Source organism: Phaeocystidibacter luteus (assembly GCF_008933115.1).
In the GTDB taxonomy this organism is placed as follows: Bacteria; Bacteroidota; Bacteroidia; order Flavobacteriales; family Schleiferiaceae; genus Phaeocystidibacter; species Phaeocystidibacter luteus.
Genome location: NZ_WBVO01000002.1, coordinates 236,067 through 255,223, shown reverse-complemented (window position 1 = coordinate 255,223; position 19,157 = coordinate 236,067). Strand labels below are relative to the sequence as shown.

At 46.8% G+C, this 19,157-nt stretch carries 19 protein-coding genes; 14 read left to right on the top strand and 5 right to left on the bottom strand.

Features of this window, described 5'->3' with window-relative positions; translation table 11 throughout:
- Positions 1-26 precede the first annotated feature (26 nt).
- Together F8C67_RS04955 and F8C67_RS04950 are read left to right on the top strand one after the other, a co-directional pair.
- Positions 27-1,685 (top strand): S41 family peptidase, encoded by a 1,659-nt coding sequence (locus tag F8C67_RS04955; protein WP_151666700.1) that lies wholly within the window; start codon positions 27-29, stop codon positions 1,683-1,685.
- Complete coding sequence (locus tag F8C67_RS04950; protein ID WP_151666699.1) at positions 1,657-2,970, top strand: O-antigen ligase family protein; 1,314 nt, start codon at positions 1,657-1,659, stop codon at positions 2,968-2,970. Before F8C67_RS04955 ends, F8C67_RS04950 begins: the two co-directional genes overlap by 29 nt.
- On the opposite strand, the gene F8C67_RS04945 is transcribed toward F8C67_RS04950, so the two are convergent.
- Genes F8C67_RS04945 through F8C67_RS04935 form a run of 3 tightly spaced genes read right to left on the bottom strand, consistent with a single transcriptional unit; the run spans position 2,907 to position 7,139 of the window.
- The gene (locus F8C67_RS04945) at positions 2,907-4,061 is read right to left on the bottom strand and encodes an O-antigen ligase family protein (RefSeq protein WP_151666698.1); all 1,155 of its coding nucleotides are present in this window, start codon (positions 4,059-4,061) and stop codon (positions 2,907-2,909) included. The genes F8C67_RS04950 and F8C67_RS04945 overlap by 64 nt on opposite strands.
- A 1-nt stretch (position 4,062) precedes the next feature.
- A complete protein-coding gene (locus tag F8C67_RS04940) occupies positions 4,063-6,549 on the bottom strand; it encodes a bifunctional UDP-N-acetylmuramoyl-tripeptide:D-alanyl-D-alanine ligase/alanine racemase (RefSeq protein WP_151666697.1) in 2,487 nt (828 codons plus the stop codon).
- Positions 6,546-7,139 (bottom strand): thymidine kinase, encoded by a 594-nt coding sequence (locus F8C67_RS04935; RefSeq protein ID WP_151666696.1) that lies wholly within the window; start codon positions 7,137-7,139, stop codon positions 6,546-6,548. Before F8C67_RS04935 ends, F8C67_RS04940 begins: the two co-directional genes overlap by 4 nt.
- A 69-nt stretch (positions 7,140-7,208) precedes the next feature.
- On the opposite strand from F8C67_RS04935, the gene F8C67_RS04930 reads away from it, so the two are divergent.
- The 4 genes from F8C67_RS04930 (at position 7,209) to recJ (ending at position 11,504) form a co-directional block, all read left to right on the top strand.
- Positions 7,209-7,937 (top strand): hypothetical protein, encoded by a 729-nt coding sequence (locus F8C67_RS04930; RefSeq protein ID WP_151666695.1) that lies wholly within the window; start codon positions 7,209-7,211, stop codon positions 7,935-7,937.
- Between the two features lie 14 nt (positions 7,938-7,951).
- Positions 7,952-8,614: a 16S rRNA (cytidine(1402)-2'-O)-methyltransferase gene (gene rsmI / locus F8C67_RS04925; protein ID WP_151666694.1), complete on the top strand. Its 663-nt coding sequence runs from the start codon at positions 7,952-7,954 to the stop codon at positions 8,612-8,614.
- Positions 8,615-8,645: 31 nt separating this feature from the next.
- Positions 8,646-9,746, top strand: a complete 1,101-nt coding sequence (locus F8C67_RS04920) for a chorismate mutase (protein ID WP_151666693.1) — start codon at positions 8,646-8,648, stop codon at positions 9,744-9,746.
- Positions 9,747-9,815: 69 nt separating this feature from the next.
- The gene (gene recJ, locus F8C67_RS04915; protein WP_151666692.1) at positions 9,816-11,504 is read left to right on the top strand and encodes a single-stranded-DNA-specific exonuclease RecJ; all 1,689 of its coding nucleotides are present in this window, start codon (positions 9,816-9,818) and stop codon (positions 11,502-11,504) included.
- Positions 11,505-11,507: 3 nt separating this feature from the next.
- Here the strand turns inward: recJ and F8C67_RS04910 are convergent, their stop codons facing one another.
- On the bottom strand, positions 11,508-11,753 hold the full coding sequence (locus F8C67_RS04910) for a hypothetical protein (RefSeq protein WP_151666691.1): 246 nt from the start codon (positions 11,751-11,753) through the stop codon (positions 11,508-11,510).
- 95 nt (positions 11,754-11,848) lie between these two features.
- Between F8C67_RS04910 and F8C67_RS04905 the strand changes: the two genes are divergently transcribed.
- The 8 genes from F8C67_RS04905 to F8C67_RS04870 all read left to right on the top strand — a co-directional run bounded on the left by F8C67_RS04905 (position 11,849) and on the right by F8C67_RS04870 (position 18,378).
- A complete protein-coding gene (locus tag F8C67_RS04905; RefSeq protein WP_151666690.1) occupies positions 11,849-12,424 on the top strand; it encodes a DUF3109 family protein in 576 nt (191 codons plus the stop codon).
- A 322-nt stretch (positions 12,425-12,746) separates the two neighbouring features.
- Complete coding sequence (locus F8C67_RS04900; protein ID WP_151666689.1) at positions 12,747-13,739, top strand: ribonucleotide-diphosphate reductase subunit beta; 993 nt, start codon at positions 12,747-12,749, stop codon at positions 13,737-13,739.
- A 48-nt stretch (positions 13,740-13,787) separates the two neighbouring features.
- Positions 13,788-16,304, top strand: a complete 2,517-nt coding sequence (locus F8C67_RS04895; RefSeq protein ID WP_151666688.1) for a ribonucleoside-diphosphate reductase subunit alpha — start codon at positions 13,788-13,790, stop codon at positions 16,302-16,304.
- A gap of 94 nt (positions 16,305-16,398) precedes the next feature.
- Positions 16,399-16,722 carry a hypothetical protein gene (locus F8C67_RS04890; protein WP_151666687.1) on the top strand — a complete coding sequence of 108 codons (324 nt, stop codon included), beginning with the start codon at positions 16,399-16,401 and terminating at the stop codon, positions 16,720-16,722.
- Positions 16,707-17,186 carry a hypothetical protein gene (locus F8C67_RS04885; RefSeq protein WP_151666686.1) on the top strand — a complete coding sequence of 160 codons (480 nt, stop codon included), beginning with the start codon at positions 16,707-16,709 and terminating at the stop codon, positions 17,184-17,186. The genes F8C67_RS04890 and F8C67_RS04885 overlap by 16 nt, the downstream gene beginning before the upstream one ends.
- A 46-nt stretch (positions 17,187-17,232) precedes the next feature.
- On the top strand, positions 17,233-17,634 hold the full coding sequence (locus F8C67_RS04880) for a hypothetical protein (protein ID WP_151666685.1): 402 nt from the start codon (positions 17,233-17,235) through the stop codon (positions 17,632-17,634).
- A 75-nt stretch (positions 17,635-17,709) separates the two neighbouring features.
- A complete protein-coding gene (locus F8C67_RS04875; protein WP_151666684.1) occupies positions 17,710-17,892 on the top strand; it encodes a hypothetical protein in 183 nt (60 codons plus the stop codon).
- Positions 17,893-18,066: 174 nt separating this feature from the next.
- Positions 18,067-18,378 (top strand): hypothetical protein, encoded by a 312-nt coding sequence (locus F8C67_RS04870; protein WP_151666683.1) that lies wholly within the window; start codon positions 18,067-18,069, stop codon positions 18,376-18,378.
- Here the strand turns inward: F8C67_RS04870 and F8C67_RS04865 are convergent.
- Positions 18,375-19,139 (bottom strand): DUF1853 family protein, encoded by a 765-nt coding sequence (locus F8C67_RS04865; RefSeq protein WP_151666682.1) that lies wholly within the window; start codon positions 19,137-19,139, stop codon positions 18,375-18,377. The two genes, F8C67_RS04870 and F8C67_RS04865, sit on opposite strands and share 4 nt — an antisense overlap.
- Positions 19,140-19,157: the final 18 nt, after the last annotated feature.

Genomic DNA, 19,157 nt, shown 5'->3' with positions numbered 1-19,157 from the left:
ACTTGAATAGAAATTCCTCCCAACTTATGAGGTTGATTAACAGCACAGCGAAAAAAGTAGCTTTCGTAGGGGCGTTGGTTCTGATGACCGGAATCTTCTCAGCCTGGAAGCTCGATTATTTCGAAATAAACAAGCAACTCGACATTTTCACCAACCTATTCCGCGAGGTGAATATGTACTATGTAGACGAAACCGAGCCAAGCATGCTGATGGAAGATGCCATCAACGAAATGCTCAATGATCTCGACCCTTACACCGTTTACATCCCTGAAGACGATGTCGAGAATTTCAGAATCCAACAAACAGGTCAGTACGGCGGAATCGGCGCAACCATTCGCGTTATTGGCGATTACGTGGCCATCGAACAACCTTATAAAGGCTTTGCTGCCGACAATTCCGGACTAAAAGCCGGCGACCTTATCATTTCCATTGACGGGAAAGACATGAAAGGCGCCAAAACCTCTGACGTAAGCGCACTCCTCAAAGGAACACCTGGATCAACAGCAGAACTCACTGTACGTCGGTACGGAGAGGACATGCAGATCACGCTTACGCGAGAAGAAATTCAAGTAAAATCAGTTCCATACTATGGCATGCTCAACGAAACTACCGGATACATCGTCCTGCGTAGCTTCACAAACAAGGCAAGCCCTGAAATCAAAGCGGCGATTCAAGACCTCAAGAATAATCACGGTATGCAATCGCTTGTTCTCGACCTCAGAGGCAATCCTGGCGGCCTACTGAATGAGGCCATAAACGTTTCAAACCTCTTCATCGACAAAGGCCAAGAAGTGGTAAGCACAAGAGGTCGAATTCGCGAACTTGACCAAGTGTATCGCACTCTACGAAATCCACTCGACACCGAAATGGAGCTCGCAGTACTCATAGACCAAAGCTCCGCTTCCGCATCTGAAATTGTAGCGGGTACGATTCAAGATTTAGACAGAGGTGTTATTGTGGGCCGACGTTCATTCGGAAAAGGTCTCGTACAACAAAGTCGCCCTCTCAGCTACGGTGCTCAAGTGAAGATTACCATAGCCAAATACTACACCCCTTCAGGAAGATGCATTCAAGCCATTAATTACGCCGAGCGCAATGAAGACGGTTCGGTCGCAAGAATTCCAGACAGCCTCAGAACCTCCTTCACCACACAAAATGGAAGGACCGTTCTCGATGGAGGCGGAATAGATCCCGACGTAGATGTCGAGTTCGAAAAGATGAGCGGAATCCTCTATTCACTTATTATCAACGGTCACCTATTCGAATACGCTACGGAATACGTTCGTACCCATCCTGAAATATCAGCTCCTGCGGAATTCAGCCTCTCCGAAGCAGAATACGGCGAGTTTGTCAACTTCTTGTCTGACAAAGAGTATCACTACGATACGGAAACGGAAAAGTTCCTTGAGCGCTTGAAGAAGGCCGCCGAAAGAGAAAACTACAACGAAGATTTGGCCGATGAGATCGCCACTTTAGAAAGAGCTGTCGCCGATCGTAAGGATGACGACCTTCAAGCTTTCAAAGACCAAATCAAACATGTTCTCGAGCGTGAAATCGTAGGCAGATACTACTACGAAAGCGGCGAAATAGAGTTCATGCTTCGCGATGATGAAACAGTTCTCGAAGCCATTCGACTTCTGAACGATAGAACAGCATATGACGAAATCCTTTCGCCAAAAGGTTAGTCAGTGGAGAAATGATATGAAGCTGCGAGCTATCTCTACGGAGATAGTTACCGCAGCTTTTGTTGTTCTTCTTCCTTTTCAATGGGACTTCCCTCCCATCTCTTTATTCATCATGCTTTTGGGCGTAGTGTTTCTCTTTTTTCTGAATAGAGATTACGCGTCCAACCTTCGCAAATCCACCTTCTTTTGGCCCATCCTTGCCTATTATGCACTGGTAGCCATCGGACTGACGTATTCAGAATATCCCGATGAAGGCGCTAAAGACCTGCAGGTTCAAATAGCACTCATTGCCTGGCCATTTGGGTTGGGATGTCTGGCGGCCTTGAATACAGAAGCCATCCACCGCATCCTCTGGTATTTTGTGCGCGCCACGGCCCTTTCATGCATCCTTCTGTTAGGCCTGGCCTTGTCTAATTATCTTGAAGACGGTCAAGTTCGGCACTTCTTTTACAAGCATTTGTCGGCCTGGGAGCTCGTACCTCAACACTACTTGTCGATGTACATCAGCTTCGCATTACTCATCATTCTAAACCGAGTAATCAACCGACGAAGCACCATCAACAAACTGCGTCTCGTTGAGATTCTACTATACGGTTCCGTCTTCTTGGCTATGCAGGTTCTGCTTTCAGTTAGAATTCAGCTTATCGCCCTTCCTTTGGCATTATTACCGGTTATCTATTCTGGTCTCAGGACCGGATTACTGACAAAAAAGATGAAGCGAATCGGTGGGCTCTCTATCGTCGCACTCGTCGTGGCTTTCATCTCACTTCCGGGCACCCAAAGAAGAATTGTGGAAACCTATCACGAAATTCGATCGTTCAATCGGGTCGTTGAGAAAAAGCAAACGAATCATCGCGTTTACCTGTGGAAATATGGAACTGATGTGATTTCAGAAAACTGGCTAATCGGTACTGGAACTGGCGGCGCCAATGAAGCCCTTCACATCAAACTGCAAGATTGCCAGGCTAAGTTCTGGGACGGGGAAAAGGTCTACTATCTCTACGATAAGAAATACAACGTACACAATGTGTTCCTCCAAGCTTGGATGACGCACGGCCTCGCAGGATTCATCTTAGTAATCCTGATTCTCTTTGGCCCACTGATTAGGGCTCTCAGGCAAAAAGATCAAATGGTAGCTGGATTCCTAATCCTCGCCATAGTGAGCTTTGCAACCGAATCGATGTTGGAGCGACAAGCCGGTGTGCTTTGGTTCGCAGCTTTCTATGCCCTCCTGGTTGTAAACCAGAGAAGAGAGGTGATTCCAGAGATAAAGAAAGCTCCGTGAAAACGCACGAAGTACGATTCGGTAAGAATCGCCAGACCAATGTAAACCACCCAGCACAACAAGAGGATATCTCTATTCTTAATCGCTGAAGCAAGAGGCAAAAGGAAGATCGAGATCATGAAGAGCAAACCCAGAATGCCTATCGTTACAGCGGTCTGCAAGTATTGATTATGGCAATTGTAACTCCGGATAAGGGCAAACTCATATCCCACTTCTTCATATTGATTGTTGAGCTCCTGTTGAACATCACCAACCCCAACTCCAAGCAGAAGGTTATCTCCCCAAACTGAAGCGCCCATCTCCCAAAGAAAAAAGCGCGAATTAGACTGCGGGACTCCATCATCCGAAGTTTGAACCTCTTTGGCCACATCTTCATCGAATCTAGTTGGGATGAAATCAGCAACATAAAAGACCATCAACAATACGAGACTCGCCAAGCTTCCAAACAAAAATCTCCGGCTCTTCTTTACAACTGCCGCAAAGCCCCCTAAACAAGTAGCTGCCGCAAAGGCCAAGATGTTCATTCGCCCTTGCAAAACCCACAGCATCAACACCATAGATGCAATGAGTACCCAATCCAACACTCCGTGTTTAGATTCTGAGCTCAACCAGATGAAGATGGCGAGGACAATGTAATTCATGAAGTAGGCACGATGTACGAATGGCAGACTTAACTGACTTCCCGCAATTGATTCGATAAAGCTCGACTCGGCCATTGCATTGTATGCATCTACCCCCATGAACACAAATGAAACGAGAAGGGTAAGACGTAAATCCACATAAAGATCTGCCCTAGAATAGCCCGTAGCCGAAAGCACATTCGCAATGAAAGGAAGAAGCAGGAAACTAAGCTGAACTTCCACCCCTCGCGTGGCGCTCTGAGCGTCAGATGACCACAGAATACTGCTCAAGAGCAACACAAAATATCCTAGAAATGGCCACAGCAAACGCACGTTTAACTTCACCTTTTGGAAAATAAGCAGAAGGATGCTCATCGCGGTAGAGAGCCCCATACCTATCGCTGCCCCGGTGGGCCAAACCACCGAAACAATAAGCGTGAAGGCAAATATGTAGCGCAGTGCTCTAGCCATATTAATCTTGATAGTAAACCCGCTTTACCCTCCCGGAAATGGACGTAAGTATCTCATACGGAATGGTTCTAGTTCGCTCAGCAAACTCGTAGATTGAAATGTGATCTCCGAAGATTTCAACATGATCGCCTTCTCTGCAATCGATGGTGGTCACGTCAACCATGATCATGTCCATGCAAACTCTTCCGAGAATGGTAGCACGCTGACCTTTTAGCCAAACCTCTCCTCTACCATTACCCAGTCTTCGATCGATGCCATCGGCGTAGCCCACTGGAAGCGTAGCCACTTTCATGGCATGCTCGGCTTTGAATGACCTTCCATATCCGACCGTATCTCCCGCGCCGATTTGATGAATTTGAGAAATCTTCGTCGTCAATCGACTCACCCTTTCCAAGTGATGTCGTTCCCACGAAACTGATGAAACACCGTAGAGTCCAATCCCAAGTCGAACCATATCCAACTGGGCATCGATATAATTATGAATGCCCGATGAATTCAAGATATGTCGGATTACGGGGTAACCCAATCCCTCCATCAATTCTTCCGAAGCCTTCTCTAACTTGGCGATTTGTCCACGTGTAAATTTTTCCTCAGATGTATCATCGCTCGCCGCGAGGTGAGAAAATACAGTTGCCACGCGAAGACCTGGCATAGCAAGTAACTCGTCGACTAGCAAACCAACCTTATTCGGCTCAAAGCCGAGACGGTTCATACCGGTTTCAATCTTTATATGGACCGGAACAGCGGCAGCAAGGACATCACTTTGAGCGTGTTGAACAGCCCTATGAAACGCTCGGAGCAAGTTGAAGCTGTAAATCTCTGGTTCCAGTTTGTACTTAATGATCTGGTCGAAGCTGTCTTCACCTGGATTCATCACCATAATTCTGGTCTGAACCCCAGCTTTTCTCAATTCCACTCCTTCATCAGCATAAGCAACCGCAAGCCAATCTACATGATGAAACTCCAGCACATTGGCGATTTCGTGATACCCAGCTCCATAACCAAATGCCTTTACCATGGTCATGATTTTGGTCTCCGGGCGCAATAACTTGCGGAAGTAACCAAGGTTATGAGCGATGGCTGATAAGTTGATTTCGAGAACCGTATCATGAGCGCGCTCCTCCAAAATGTGGGCGATATTTTCGAAAGCAAAATTTCGAGCTCCTTTTAACAAAATGGCGGAATCGCTCAAATCGTAAATGGGCATTTCGGAGATGAAGCTCTGCGTACTCGGGTAGAAATAGGAGGGAATTTCAAATGTATCTTGATGAGCGCTAATAACAGGTCCGATGCCAATAAGCATGGATATATTGCGCTCCTTCAGCATTCTTGCCAATTGAGGATAAAGCACGCTCTCGTCCATACCGCTCTGTTCCAGGTCCGATAGGATGACGATTCTGCGGTTGTGTTGCTGCTGTTGACGCAAAAAATCGAGGGCAATGCGAATCGATTGAGGATCCGAATTGTACGCATCATTTATGAGGGACGAACCGCGTTGAGCGCTCTTCAATTCGAGTCGCATCGCTACTGGAGAAAGACGCTTTACAGCATCAACCAGGATCTTTGGCCCAACCCCAAAGGCAAGCGCAAATGTGAGTGCGTGCATTGCATTCTCAACAGATGCACCGTCGGTGAAAGGCAAATGAACCTCCAACTTTGAGCTCTTCCAGCGAAGGTTGAGTTTGGTGCCTTCCGCATCTTCGCTTTGGCTTTCAATCCAGCAGTCGGATTCCTCCTGTGTTCGTCCCCACGAAACCAGTTTGACCGTGCCTGATCCAAACTTAGTTCGAATGGCATTGGCAACCATCGTGAAATCAGAACAATATATAAGATGCTTCGAACGCTCGAATAAGGTCAGCTTTTCATTCAGCTTGGTTTCCAAATCTGGAAAGTGCTCCTGATGGGCATCCCCGATATTGGTAAAAATGCCCCACTCTGGATGGACCATGGCTTCGATGTTCTCCATCTCCCCCATCTGGGAAATACCCGCTTCAAACACACCAAGTTGGTGTGTACCCCGCATGTAGAACAGGCTCAATGGAACACCGATTTGGCTATTGTAACTTCTTGGGCTTCGAACAATTCGAAACTCCGAATTCAGCATTTGATGTATCCACTCCTTAACAACGGTTTTTCCGTTGCTACCCGTGATAGCAAGCACGGGATAGTTGAATCTCGAACGCCAAGCAGCTGCAGCATCTTGAAGAGCTTCGAACGTACTCTTCACTAAAATGAACGTGGCCTCCTCTCGATGAATCTGTGGAATGTGATCGACCACAAAAACGCGGACACCCTTGGCAAAAAGCTCGGGAATATAACGGTGACCGTCATCCTTTAGAGACTTCAGAGCCACGAAAATGGTATCGCTGGGAAAGCTCAAACGGCGAGAATCCGTGAGTACTTGTCTTACCAACAAATCAGGATTTCCATGAACTTCTCCGTTCATGGCGGAGGCAATGTCAGATATCTTCCAACCTTCGCCGATCATTTGCCTTTTTTCTCTTGTTGGAGCTTGAGAAACGCAGCTCTACTCACCGGTTCGTACTCGTCTTGTTCACCAAGAAGCACAACGGATTCACCCAACACCTTGCGGTGTGAATAATGGGCCAGGTTACCGGTGTGAACACAGATGGCGTGCACTTTCGTCACATACTCAGCTATAGCCATGAGGTGCGGCATCGAACCAAATGGCTTGCCGTTGAAATCCATGTCTAGACCGGCAACAACGACGCGCATTCCTCTATTTGCCAATGTGTTACAGACGTCTACAATAGCCTCATCGAAGAATTGTGCCTCATCTATTCCGACCACATCCACATCTTCACTTACGTGGAGGAGAATGTGTTCGGCGCTATCTACCGCGGTAGAGTTTACAGACTTCTTATCATGGGAGACAACTGCCGAATCGTGATAGCGTTTATCTACCGAAGGCTTAAATATTTGCACCTTTTGCTTACCAATTAGAGCTCTATTCAATCTCCGCAACAACTCCTCCGTTTTACCGGAAAACATCGAGCCGCAGATGACCTCTATCCAGCCAGTGTGGTGCTTATGATTAACTGTGTTTTCGAGAAACATTTTGTACTTTCCAACCGCGTTTTCAAACGAAAGCAAAGCTAAGAAAAGCCATTCGCAAAAAGTCGCTACATGTCGCAGTTCAACAAGGAGACCTTAAACCAACTTTGTCGGGAAATATTAGACCTCGACGGATCGATTAACCCTCAAATCCTCAAGAAGTTGGAGGAACTGTACGAAGAAGCGCTACTTGCCAATTACCTCGAAGAGCGCAAAAACGCACTCAACACTCTCCAAAAAAGAGTGATGGAAAGGGCGGCAGCCTCAGCCGATTCGGAAGATACAAATATCCCAGCTCCAAAGGCGGAAGCTCCAATACAACCTGTGAAGGAAGAGCAGCCCTCACGACAGTTTGGAGATGAAGTAAAAGTGCTTCCCCATCCTGAAGGCCCACCTAAACCAGCGCCGAAGCCAGCGCCTGAGCCAGTTGCTAAAGAGCAACCTGCTTCCGAACCAGTAAAAGAAGATGCTCCAAATGCTCAAGAGCCTGAAAAACCGAAGGCTGTAGAACCACCAAAAGAAGTCGTCGAAGCCCTAGAAGCTAAGAGTTCCTCAAATGGAAGCTCAAGACTTACAAAATTGAATATCGGCCTGAACGATCGCATTGCTTTCGTGAAACAATTATTCATGGGTTCGCAAGAAGATTACCAACGTGTAATCAGTCAAATCAACACCATGGACGACTACGATGAAACCATCGACTTCGTTCAAAATGTGGTGAAACTTGACTACGACTGGAGCGAAGTAGAGGAAACCGAGCAACGATTGATGGACTTAGTTGCCAATCGTTTCAATAAGTAGGCGACCTTTGCGCCATGCTATACATCGTTCCCACACCGGTAGGAAACTTGGAAGACATGACCTTCCGAAGCGTGCGCATCCTGAAAGAGGTTGAACTCATCCTGGCTGAAGACACCCGAACTTCAGGCTTTCTGATGAAGCATTACAGCATCGACACGCCTATGCGGTCGTACCACATGCACAACGAGCACAAGGTTGTTGACTCCATTGTAGACGAGCTCGCCGCTGGGAGAAACATGGCGCTCGTTACCGATGCAGGAACTCCGGGAATTTCCGATCCAGGCTTCTTACTCGTAAGAGAGGCTGCCAAAAGAGGCATCGAAGTACAAACGCTTCCCGGCGCCACGGCATTTGTCCCGGCGCTCGTAAATAGCGGATTGCCCTGTGATCGCTTCACCTTTGAAGGATTCCTCCCTCCAAAGAAAGGTCGACAAACCAAGTTCAAATCATTGGCGGACGAAACGCGAACTATGGTGTTCTATGAAAGTCCACATAAACTCATAAAGACACTAGGGGATTTCGAAACCTATTTTGGCGCCGACAGACCGATATCGGTTAGTCGAGAAATCAGCAAGAAATTTGAGGAAACGATTCGCGGAACCGTTTCAGAAGTAAAAGCACATTTCGAAACCAATGCCCCAAAAGGAGAATTCGTGGTAATCTTAGGCGGAGCCTAAACCATACTCCTGAACAACTGTTGACATACTAATGACTTCAGCAGCTGATAAAAGCACACGCGCCCTTCACGAATGGTTCAATGTAAAAGGCCACCCTTTCACTATTGCCGGACCTTGTTCGGCTGAAAGTGAAGAGCAGGTCTTCGAAACGAGCCGTCAACTTGTCGAAAGCGGCAAAGTCTCCGTGATTCGCGCAGGTGTATGGAAACCTAGAACTCGTCCCGATTCATTCGAAGGGATTGGACCAAATGCCCTGCCATGGCTGCAACGCGTGCAGTCCGAACTGAATGTTCCTGTAGCGACCGAAGTTGCAAATGCACGTCACGTAGAGCATTGTTTGAAAGCCGGAATTGATGTCCTATGGCTAGGCGCTCGTACCACGGTCAACCCCTTTTATGTCCAGGAAATATCCGAGTCCCTCAAGGGGGTAGACGTCCCAGTATTGGTAAAGAATCCCATTCACGCCGACCTAGGATTATGGATGGGAGCTATTGAAAGGTTGGAAAAAGCTGGCGTGAAGAGAATTGCTGCTATACACCGCGGATTCTTTGCTGAAAACAGTGCTCCATTCAGAAATGAACCCAAGTGGGAAATGAGTTTTGCCCTGCGCGCAAAAGCACCAGAAATTCCCATCATTTGCGACCCTAGCCACATTGCGGGTGCGCGAGATTTAGTTGAACAGGTGAGTCAGACCGCCATGGATATCAACCTGGATGGGCTCATGGTAGAATCGCACATTACGCCAGATAAAGCGCTTAGCGATGCCGCGCAACAGGTTACGCCTGCTTCGCTTTCAGCTATGATTGATCGGTTGATCATCCGAAGTGCAGAACCTAGAAATGAAGAAGCGCATAGTCAGCTCGACGCTCTGAGAAACTCGATTGACGAAATTGACGAAGACATTGTGGAGCTGCTCTTCAAGCGAATGGATGTAGTAGACACCATTGGGAAAGTGAAAGTGGAAAACGACATATCCATCTTTCAAATGGACCGTTGGTTTGAGATACTTGCCAAGCGCGGGTTGCAAGGAAAGAACCTAAACTTGAGTCCGGCACTCATTCAAGAACTCTTCCAAATCATCCATAAGTACAGCGTTGAACGTCAAAATGAATCTTTCAACAAGAAAGATTGAAACGAGAACCGTTTTAAACGTTTACCACACGACTTCATCCCGTAGCCTTTTGTAAAATTGCTGAAGCATATGAGTTCACAGCAATCTTATAGATGGATATCCAACGCGCTCCCCAGCTCGAGTGAGTTTGAGCAGCTGCGCGACAGTCTGAAGTTTGACGAAATCCTTACTTCCATATTATGGAGTAGAGGTGTGAGAGACTTCGAGGCGGCGCGAAGATTCTTCCGACCTTCTACCGACTTTCTGCACGACCCATTTCGGATGGCCGATATGGAAAAGGCGGCAGCACGCGTTATTCGCGCAATCGACAGTGGTGAGCGCATCATGGTTTATGGCGATTACGATGTAGATGGGACAACCGCTGTGGCTCTTGTTTCAAGTTACCTGGATGATTTTACGGATCATGTGGTCACTTATATTCCCGACCGCTACAAGGAAGGATATGGTCTTTCTGAAGAGGGCATTCGAACCGCAAGCGACAACGACATCAGCGTAATTATTGCGCTTGATTGTGGCATCAAGGCCCACGAACAAGCGAAGTTAGCCCGAGAATTGAGCATTGACCTTATCATTGGTGATCACCATACTCCGGGCGCGAGCTTGCCAGAAGCCTATGCAGTGCTAGATCCAAAAAGGAAGGATTGTACATACCCATATAAAGAACTTTCCGGTTGCGGTGTTGGCTACAAACTCTGCGTTGCTATTGAAAAGTTACGCGGAAGAGACGGAAGCGCTTTGCATGCGCATTTGGATTTGCTCGCCATCAGTATAGCTGCGGATATCGTTCCCATTACCGGCGAAAACAGAGTGCTGGCCCACCTGGGCATGGATGTATTGAATATGCAAGACCGGCCCGCCATACGATTGATGATACAGGCAGCGCAAAAGAGTAAGTTCACGATTACGGATGTGGTCTTTACCATTGCGCCAAGGATCAATGCGGCGGGGCGAATTAAGCATGCATCGGCAGCAGTCGAGCTTTTGAAGTCTAAAGATGGACTTGAAGCTCAGCGTGTTCTAGGAGAAATAAATCAACACAACACGGAGCGCAAACAACTTGACTCTGCGATAACCGATTTGGCGTTAGAGCAAATTGAATCGCTTTCGGAATATGAACACTCCACGGTTGTATATCACGAGTCGTGGCACAAAGGTGTGATAGGTATTGTGGCTTCACGATTAATTGAAACACATTATCGTCCTACGGTCGTATTCACCAAAAGCAATGGGGTCTTAGCGGGAAGTGCACGCAGTGTTATCGGCTTTAATTTGTACGATGCATTGGACGCGTGTAGTGAACAACTCATTCAATTTGGAGGGCACATGTATGCGGCGGGAATGACGATGGAAGAAGAACGATTGTCAGAATTCCGAACCGCGTTTGACCAATACGTGGCCAACAACTTGAAAGAAGAGCAGAAGACCCCTGAGATACATATTGATGCAGAGCTGAACTTGGAAGAGGTGAATAATCAGTTTTTGAGGAGACTGAAGATGTTTGAACCACACGGACCAGGCAATCCGCTTCCAATATTCTCTATGAAACTGAATGGCGTAAGCGGAGTCAGAGTGATTGGTTCGAACAAAGACCACCTGAAATTCACTGTAGCAGGAATGGACTGTATCGCGTTCAAGATGGCCTCATGGGAAAAAGAACTTCATGATGGAGATTTGGAAATCGCTTTCCATATTGAGGAAAACGAATTCAGGGGTAGAGTTAAACCTCAGCTTCGCGTGTTGGATATACGACGAGTATAGACCTTACTTTCTCCCAGACCTCAAACTCCCATCTTCGTAGAATCTATCCTCAAAGGAATCTTCTCTATCGTAATCCGACTTGAGGATTAGATAAACCATTCGGATTGTGAAAATTGGGAGCACCAAGCCAAGAAAAAGGGCTAGTCTTTCGCTCCAATCGAAAGGGAGCAAAAACAAAATCATGTAAAATCCGACTGCGGCGGAGAGGCCTGAAATCCAAGCGACTATGTTCTTTGGTAATGGGCTCATACTGATATAACATCCTGATTGCCATTTGGTTCGCGTTGTGTATGCGGCAAACCTAACGGTTAGGCTGTGTTGTAATACTGCCCTAACTTTGTGGCATGATTGAGATTGGAAGAACCTTAGTTTCTGAGGACATATTGGAGAAGGACTTTGTATGCAATTTATCGGCATGCAAGGGGGCGTGTTGTGTAGAGGGTGACTCTGGTGCCCCTTTGTTGAAGGAGGAGACGGTTAAATTGGAATCTATTCAATCTCAATTAGAACCGTACTTAAGAGATGAAGGCAAGAAAGCCATTCGCGAGCAGGGCAGTTGGTTGACTGACTCCGATGGTGATATGGTGACGCCTTTGGTAAATGATGCCGAATGTGCGTATGTCGTTTTCTCGGAAGATGGCACTACGCTTTGTGGCATTGAAAAGGCGTGGAAAGACGGGGTTGTGGACTTCCGCAAGCCGGTGTCTTGCCATCTCTATCCGATTAGAATTACAGAGTACCGCTCGTTCGATGCGGTCAACTATGACAAATGGGACATTTGCTCTCCGGCGTGCACGCTGGGTGAGGAATTGAAGGTGCCGGTATATCGATTTGCGCGTGAGGGACTTGTGCGCAGATATGGTGAAGAATGGTACCGCGACTTAGAGGAAGTTGCGGAAGCATGGTTAAACCGATCGTAGGAAGTTCATTTCGGACGAGGTTTTTAACAATCGGTGTTCATTTCTTTCCCCAACTTTTTGCGATTTCGAGTTGCATTTTTTCTATCTCAGAAAACATCACGCTTTCAGCTAAGGGCAGTTTTGAAGACATGTTGAAAACTCCTACAAATTGTGAATAACCACTCCTTGTTTTGGGGAGCATCATTTTCAAGATTTGTAATAGAGCATGACGCAGACCCCGCTGTCCATTGCATGCTCGCGACTTTCTAAAGTCCTGACAATCAAGAACATAATTTCTATTAATCGACGCTCTGAGAGGAAGCGTCCCTAGATAATTAACGCTATGAGCCAGGTAGAGGAACCAATTCTAAAGGAGAACAAAGACCGCTTCGTTCTCTTTCCAATACAGCACCACGACATTTGGGAGTGGTATAAAAAATCTGAAGCTAGTTTCTGGACAGCAGAGGAAATTGACTTGCATTCTGATTTGACGGATTGGGAGAACAAGTTGAATGATGATGAGCGATACTTCATCAAACACATCTTGGCGTTCTTCGCGGCTAGCGATGGGATCGTAAATGAGAACTTGGCTGAGAACTTCGTGAATGAGGTTCAATATACAGAGGCGAAGTTTTTCTATGGATTCCAAATCATGATGGAGAACATTCACAGTGAGACCTACTCGTTGTTGATTGATACCTACATCAAAGACCCGGCGGATCGTGACCGTCTGTTCCACGCTATCGACACGTTTGATGCGATTAAGGAAAAGGCAGACTGGGCACTTCGTTGGATTGAGTCTCCATCGTTCGCAGAAAGATTGATTGCCTTCGCAGCGGTTGAGGGCATTTTCTTCTCAGGTTCTTTCTGCTCAATTTTTTGGTTGAAGAAGCGCGGCTTGATGCCAGGGCTTACCTTCTCTAACGAGTTGATCTCTCGTGACGAGGGTATGCACTGCGACTTTGCTTGTCACCTTCACAACCATCACCTCGTGAACAAAGTACCGAAAGATCGCATCAAGCAGATCATCACGGAGGCTTTGGATATCGAGCGCAAGTTTATCACAGAATCACTACCGGTTGACCTCATTGGTATGAACTCTCGTTTGATGGTTCAGTACCTCGAATTCGTGGCTGACCGCCTATTGGTAGAACTCGAATGCGAAAAAGTATTCAACGTCTCCAATCCATTTGACTTCATGGAAATGATTTCACTAGAAGGAAAGACCAACTTCTTCGAGAAGCGTGTATCAGACTACCGCAAAGCGGGTGTAGGTACAGGAGCAGCCGACGAGGAGAAGCAGGAGAACACCTTCAGCTTCGACGACGATTTCTAGACCATAAGTCCCCCAAAAGTTCAACACTCCACCCAAAATCCTACACACATGCACGTAATTAAAAGAGACGGCCGCAAGGAAGCCGTCAAGTTCGACAAGATCACGGCTCGCGTACAGAAGCTATGCTACGGTTTGGGCCCTCTGACTGACCCAGTGGCAGTAGCCATGCGTGTGATTGAAGGTCTCTACGACGGCGTTACTACTTCTGAACTCGACAGCCTTGCTGCTGAGATCGCCGCTTCGATGACCATCAAGCACCCAGACTATGCTCAGCTAGCAGCACGCATCGCCGTGTCTAACCTTCACAAAAACACCACGAAGTCCTTCTCGGAAACGATGAAAGACCTCCACGATTACGTGAACCCAAAAACGGGCAAGAAAGCTCCGTTGATTGCCGAAGACGTGCATGAAATTATCCAAGAGAATGCCGAGTTCCTAGATTCAGCTTTGATCTACGACCGCGACTTCTCTTACGATTACTTCGGTTTCAAAACTCTCGAGCGTTCTTACTTGCTCCGCCTAAACGGGCAAATCGCTGAACGCCCTCAGCATATGCTAATGCGTGTGTCTATCGGAATTCACAAAGACGACCTTGAAGCTGCGGTGGAGACCTACGAGCTCATGTCGAAGAAATTCTTCACACACGCCACTCCTACCCTCTTCAATGCGGGTACCCCTAAGCCACAAATGTCAAGCTGCTTCCTCCTTCAAATGAAAGATGACAGCATCGACGGCATTTACGATACACTAAAGCAGTGCGCAAAGATTTCACAAAGTGCAGGTGGAATCGGACTAAGCGCTCACAATATTCGCGCAACGGGATCTTACATCCGCGGTACCAACGGTACTTCCAACGGTCTAGTTCCTATGCTTCGCGTATTCAACGATACAGCTCGTTACGTTGACCAAGGTGGAGGTAAGCGTAAAGGATCATTCGCTGTATATCTCGAGCCTTGGCACGCAGATATCTTCGACTTCCTCGATTTGAAGAAGAACCACGGTAAGGAAGAACTCCGTGCACGTGACTTGTTCTACGCACTTTGGATTAACGACTTGTTCATGAAGCGTGTTGAAGAAGACGCAGAATGGACCTTGATGGATCCAAATGAGTGCCCGGATCTCTATGATACTTACGGCGAGAAGTTCGAAGAGCTTTACACCTCATACGAGGCTCAAGGTAAAGGTCGCAAGACGATCAAGGCACGTGAGCTATGGCAGAAAGTTATGGAGTCTCAAATCGAGACTGGAACTCCATACATGCTTTACAAGGATGCGGCCAACGAGAAGTCTAACCAAAAGAACCTCGGAACTATTCGCAGCTCGAACCTCTGTACAGAGATCATCGAGTACACTGCTCCAGATGAAGTTGCAGTTTGCAACCTTGCATCTATTGCACTTCCGATGTTTATCGAAGACGGTGAGTTTAACCACCAGTTGTTGTACGACGTGACCTATAAGATCACGAAGAACCTCAACAAGATCATCGATCGCAACTACTACCCAATCCCTGAAGCGCGCAACAGCAACATGCGCCACCGTCCAATCGGAATCGGTATTCAAGGTTTGGCAGACGCGTTCATCATGCTACGCTACCCATTCACTTCGGATGAAGCTAAGCAGTTGAACAAGGAAATTTTTGAAACCATCTACTTCGCATCATTGAAGTCTTCAATGGACATCGCGAAGGAAGACGGAGCTTACGAGACTTGGGAAGGTTCGCCTATCTCTAAAGGTGAATTCCAATTCAACATGTGGGGAATCTCTGAAGACAACCTCAGCGGACGTTGGGATTGGAAAGATCTTCGCAAGAATGTGATGGAAACAGGTGTACGCAACTCACTCCTACTCGCTCCAATGCCAACGGCTTCAACAAGCCAAATCCTTGGAAACAACGAGTGCTTCGAGCCTTACACCTCCAACATCTACACCCGTCGCGTTCTATCAGGTGAGTTCATCGTCGTGAACAAGCACCTCCTACTCGACCTCGTGAAGTTGGGTCTTTGGAATGAGGATATCAAGAATGAAATCATGCGTGCAAACGGTTCTATCCAGCACATTGATGCCATTCCTGAAAACATCAAGGAACTCTACAAAACAGTTTGGGAGCTTTCTATGAGAGACATCATCGACATGGCAGCCGATCGCGGTGCCTTCATCGACCAGTCTCAGAGCTTGAACCTCTTCATCGAGGCACCAAACATGGGTAAACTAACTTCTATGCACTTCTACGCGTGGAAGAAAGGTTTGAAAACAGGTATGTACTACTTGCGCACCAAGGCAGCTTCAGCGGCGATTAAGTTCACCGTATCGAAGCAAGCTAAGTCGGAGGTTGAGCCTGTTACCGAATCTAAGCCAGAAGTTGAAGCGCCAGCAGCACCATCTGCAGCCGAAGCAGCAGCAAACTCACAAGCTGAAGTGAACGCTCAGAAGCTAGCCCAAGCACAAGCTTCAATGACTATGGAAAACACGGTTGCACTTCCAGAAAAAGGAAAGTCGTACACCGAAGAAGAAATGATTTCATGCTCCATCGACAATCCTGATGAGTGCGAAGCCTGTGGCTCTTAATCATTTCGCATAAACGTTCATAGCGTACCGGAAAACGGTGAGAATGACCCTGACTTGCGCAAGCAACGTCAGGGTTTTCTTTTACCTTCGACCCATGAAGGCAGAACAAAAGTTCATGGCGGTCTTAGTCTGGCTAATCACCGCCTACGCATTCCTGTGGTTTGGACAGCTCTTTGTGGATTCAACTGCGGGATGGGTTGCTGCCTTGATTATTCTATCATTGGGTGGAATTCTCGAGTTTTCGAAGCGCGAGACATCAAAAACGCAAGTGCTCCTCACTTGGGTGCTATTCCTCTTTGTTTTTATTCTCTCAATGTTCACACTCTCTGTCATTTTCTCCTTGGCATACGGCATGCTTTTGGTAAGTCTAGGATGGAACAGAAAAGAACAACTCTATTCGCTATGGTCAAGAGACTGATATTCATCTTCACAATTGCACTTTCCATTCACTCGAATGCACAAACGGCAGCTGCAGATAGCGTTATGCAGGTTGTTCTAGAGGCGTTGACACTAGAGGAGCATACAGTCAACGGCAACGTAGATTCACTCTTACAGAAGGGTTCTTGGGAGGCATTGGCATATTGGGACATGTCGGATCCGAAAACCGTAGAATCTCTGCAAGAAGCGGTGGGTGACCGATATGCATTCTCAGGAACGGAATTCATGATACAATTCATCGACCCAAATAACCCGAGACAGATTGGCTTGACGGTAGAGGGCTACTTCCAGAGAAAAGGGAACTTTATAGAGCTTTACAAAACGGAAACTGGTCCTCGTCAAAAGCTTGAAATATGGTATATCGATGAGCGTTACATGGTGATAGAATCGGATGGGCTGAGAATTTTTCTAACCCATGAAAACAGCTACTATCTGATAGATTGACCTTATCTTTACACAGTATTTACGTTGCACCACCAAAGCAGAAGACATGTCTGATCAAGAGACGCTCGAAATCGCCAAACTTCAAGGAGAAATTGAATCTTACCTAAACTTGGGTTCCACTTCTATCATTTTCGATTATCAAGACAAGGGAAAGCAAATGCGTCTGGACGTTATTACCGTAAACCCACGTCACGATCAGAGCTTCTTATTTCAATCTTCTTTAGGCTACGACAAGGTCGATGTTCTCAAGAAGATGTTCGATTACGTCAAAACGTACAAAGAGAAGGAGAACACGTACACTATCCAGTGGGCGATGCGTGAAAAAGAAGAACTCCACACCTCGTATTTCCGCGCTAAAGACATCCCAGAAGCAATTGATAAGCTTCATTACGGAAGAGATCCAAACGGCATCGTGATCTTTTCAGTAGTCATGAACCCTATTTCGTAGTATTCGTCCTACCGCTCAGCCCTCATTTAGATTGAATTCATTAACTTCAAGATGAACAATCCTAAATGAGTAGTTATGGCAGACCCTAGAGATCGACGGTCATATTCCCAGCGACAAGCCGTACGGCAAAGAGCGAAGCGCATGCAGCGTCAACGCAAAAGAAAGCGCACGAAAGCAGAATGGGCGCAAATCATCTTCGTTATTGCACTCATCATTGTCATCGTTATCGGGTCTATCTTCTTTGCAGACAGCTTGTAAGGATTTGGTTACAAATGAAATTATTTTGTAAATTCATTTCCGAACAACTACAATCTACTGATTATGAAAGCAATCAACTTACAAATCGCGGGCGTGATTTTTATAATCGCGCTAATCGTAGGTTTTGCAATCACCATGTCAGAATACGTATAGCGCAGTGACTATCTTTGCAGCATGTCTATTGCCGCAAGAATAATCACAGCCATCGTGTTCATTACCATTGGCGTGGGGTTCTTTACCCGCGACTCTGAAACCTTTTTGCGCCACGCATTCCCAGCCGGAATGCTGGCGTTTGCTTTTTTATGGGTTCCGTTCATCCTATTTTATCGATACGACCTCAAGACCAACCAGCGCGAAAAATACATCGCCAAGCTGGAGAAGCGCGGCATCAAAACAGATGAAAACAGCGGTAGATGGTGGAATTTGGTAGACAAGACCGAAGAATACCTGAAGAACCCCGACGACGAAAAGGGAAATAAATTCTAGGAAGGAAGCACGATAATGTGCTGCGGCGCACCGTCCATCATCCTCCAGCCGTGTGATTCGTCCTCTGCTACAGACAATTCACCTCGAGATTCAACAGGAGGCCAAGCAATCCATTCCCAGCGATTTTCAAGAAGGCTGCAACCTTTAGGAACTACTCCATCCGTGTACATTCCAACTTCTGCATCATCACAAATCAGAGGATGAGAAAACTTCCCATTCTCCGGTTGAAATATTCGTCCACGCGAAAGAACACGATGATCAAAGTCTATTTCCGGAAAATTCTCCGCAACGTACATTCGCCCGAAGTCTAGCTGCCTTTTGAACTTGGCCATACGGTTCTCGAGCACATCCTGCTTATTTGGACCAACGACACGAAGATTCCCATCCTCAAAAAGGTAGAGATAGAATTTCACAGAAACCTCGAGGTGTAATCCCCTTCCCTCCTTGTCTCGCATAAGAATGTCTAGCTCGGTCAACTGTTTCTTTTCTTCAAACATTCCCACCCCCGTAGCCAGTACCTGATAGTCGGGATGCGCATTAAACAACGCGAACACAACACGCTCAAAAATTCGTCCCATTCTCAACCTGGTTTCGTGCAAAACGGCCGCGGTGAATTCTAAGTTGGTAAGTAGACGATTCCTGTCGAGCTTTCGTTTAAAATCATCATCAAAATCCCAGTTCTCTGCCATATTGAAAAAGGCGGGAGAATCCAGAATCCAATCGGCTATTCTCAACAGATCTTTTGGAGTGGGGGCGCTCATGAGCGAGAAGATATTACA

Bases quoted from the DNA above. Each gene is read 5' to 3' on its own strand.
- F8C67_RS04895 (WP_151666688.1), top strand. From the start codon at position 13,788: ATGCACGTAATTAAAAGAGACGGCCGCAAGGAAGCCGTCAAGTTCGAC.
- F8C67_RS04935 (WP_151666696.1), bottom strand. From the start codon at position 7,139: ATGTTTCTCGAAAACACAGTTAATCATAAGCACCACACTGGCTGGATA.
- F8C67_RS04920 (WP_151666693.1), top strand. From the start codon at position 8,646: ATGACTTCAGCAGCTGATAAAAGCACACGCGCCCTTCACGAATGGTTC.
- F8C67_RS04880 (WP_151666685.1), top strand. From the start codon at position 17,233: ATGTCTGATCAAGAGACGCTCGAAATCGCCAAACTTCAAGGAGAAATT.
- F8C67_RS04875 (WP_151666684.1), top strand. From the start codon at position 17,710: ATGGCAGACCCTAGAGATCGACGGTCATATTCCCAGCGACAAGCCGTA.
- F8C67_RS04910 (WP_151666691.1), bottom strand. From the start codon at position 11,753: ATGAGCCCATTACCAAAGAACATAGTCGCTTGGATTTCAGGCCTCTCC.
- F8C67_RS04945 (WP_151666698.1), bottom strand. From the start codon at position 4,061: ATGGCTAGAGCACTGCGCTACATATTTGCCTTCACGCTTATTGTTTCG.
- F8C67_RS04885 (WP_151666686.1), top strand. From the start codon at position 16,707: ATGGTCAAGAGACTGATATTCATCTTCACAATTGCACTTTCCATTCAC.
- rsmI (WP_151666694.1), top strand. From the start codon at position 7,952: ATGCTATACATCGTTCCCACACCGGTAGGAAACTTGGAAGACATGACC.
- F8C67_RS04955 (WP_151666700.1), top strand. From the start codon at position 27: ATGAGGTTGATTAACAGCACAGCGAAAAAAGTAGCTTTCGTAGGGGCG.
- F8C67_RS04905 (WP_151666690.1), top strand. From the start codon at position 11,849: ATGATTGAGATTGGAAGAACCTTAGTTTCTGAGGACATATTGGAGAAG.
- F8C67_RS04940 (WP_151666697.1), bottom strand. From the start codon at position 6,549: ATGATCGGCGAAGGTTGGAAGATATCTGACATTGCCTCCGCCATGAAC.
- F8C67_RS04865 (WP_151666682.1), bottom strand. From the start codon at position 19,139: ATGAGCGCCCCCACTCCAAAAGATCTGTTGAGAATAGCCGATTGGATT.
- F8C67_RS04890 (WP_151666687.1), top strand. From the start codon at position 16,399: ATGAAGGCAGAACAAAAGTTCATGGCGGTCTTAGTCTGGCTAATCACC.
- recJ (WP_151666692.1), top strand. From the start codon at position 9,816: ATGAGTTCACAGCAATCTTATAGATGGATATCCAACGCGCTCCCCAGC.
- F8C67_RS04950 (WP_151666699.1), top strand. From the start codon at position 1,657: ATGACGAAATCCTTTCGCCAAAAGGTTAGTCAGTGGAGAAATGATATG.
- F8C67_RS04900 (WP_151666689.1), top strand. From the start codon at position 12,747: ATGAGCCAGGTAGAGGAACCAATTCTAAAGGAGAACAAAGACCGCTTC.
- F8C67_RS04870 (WP_151666683.1), top strand. From the start codon at position 18,067: ATGTCTATTGCCGCAAGAATAATCACAGCCATCGTGTTCATTACCATT.
- F8C67_RS04930 (WP_151666695.1), top strand. From the start codon at position 7,209: ATGTCGCAGTTCAACAAGGAGACCTTAAACCAACTTTGTCGGGAAATA.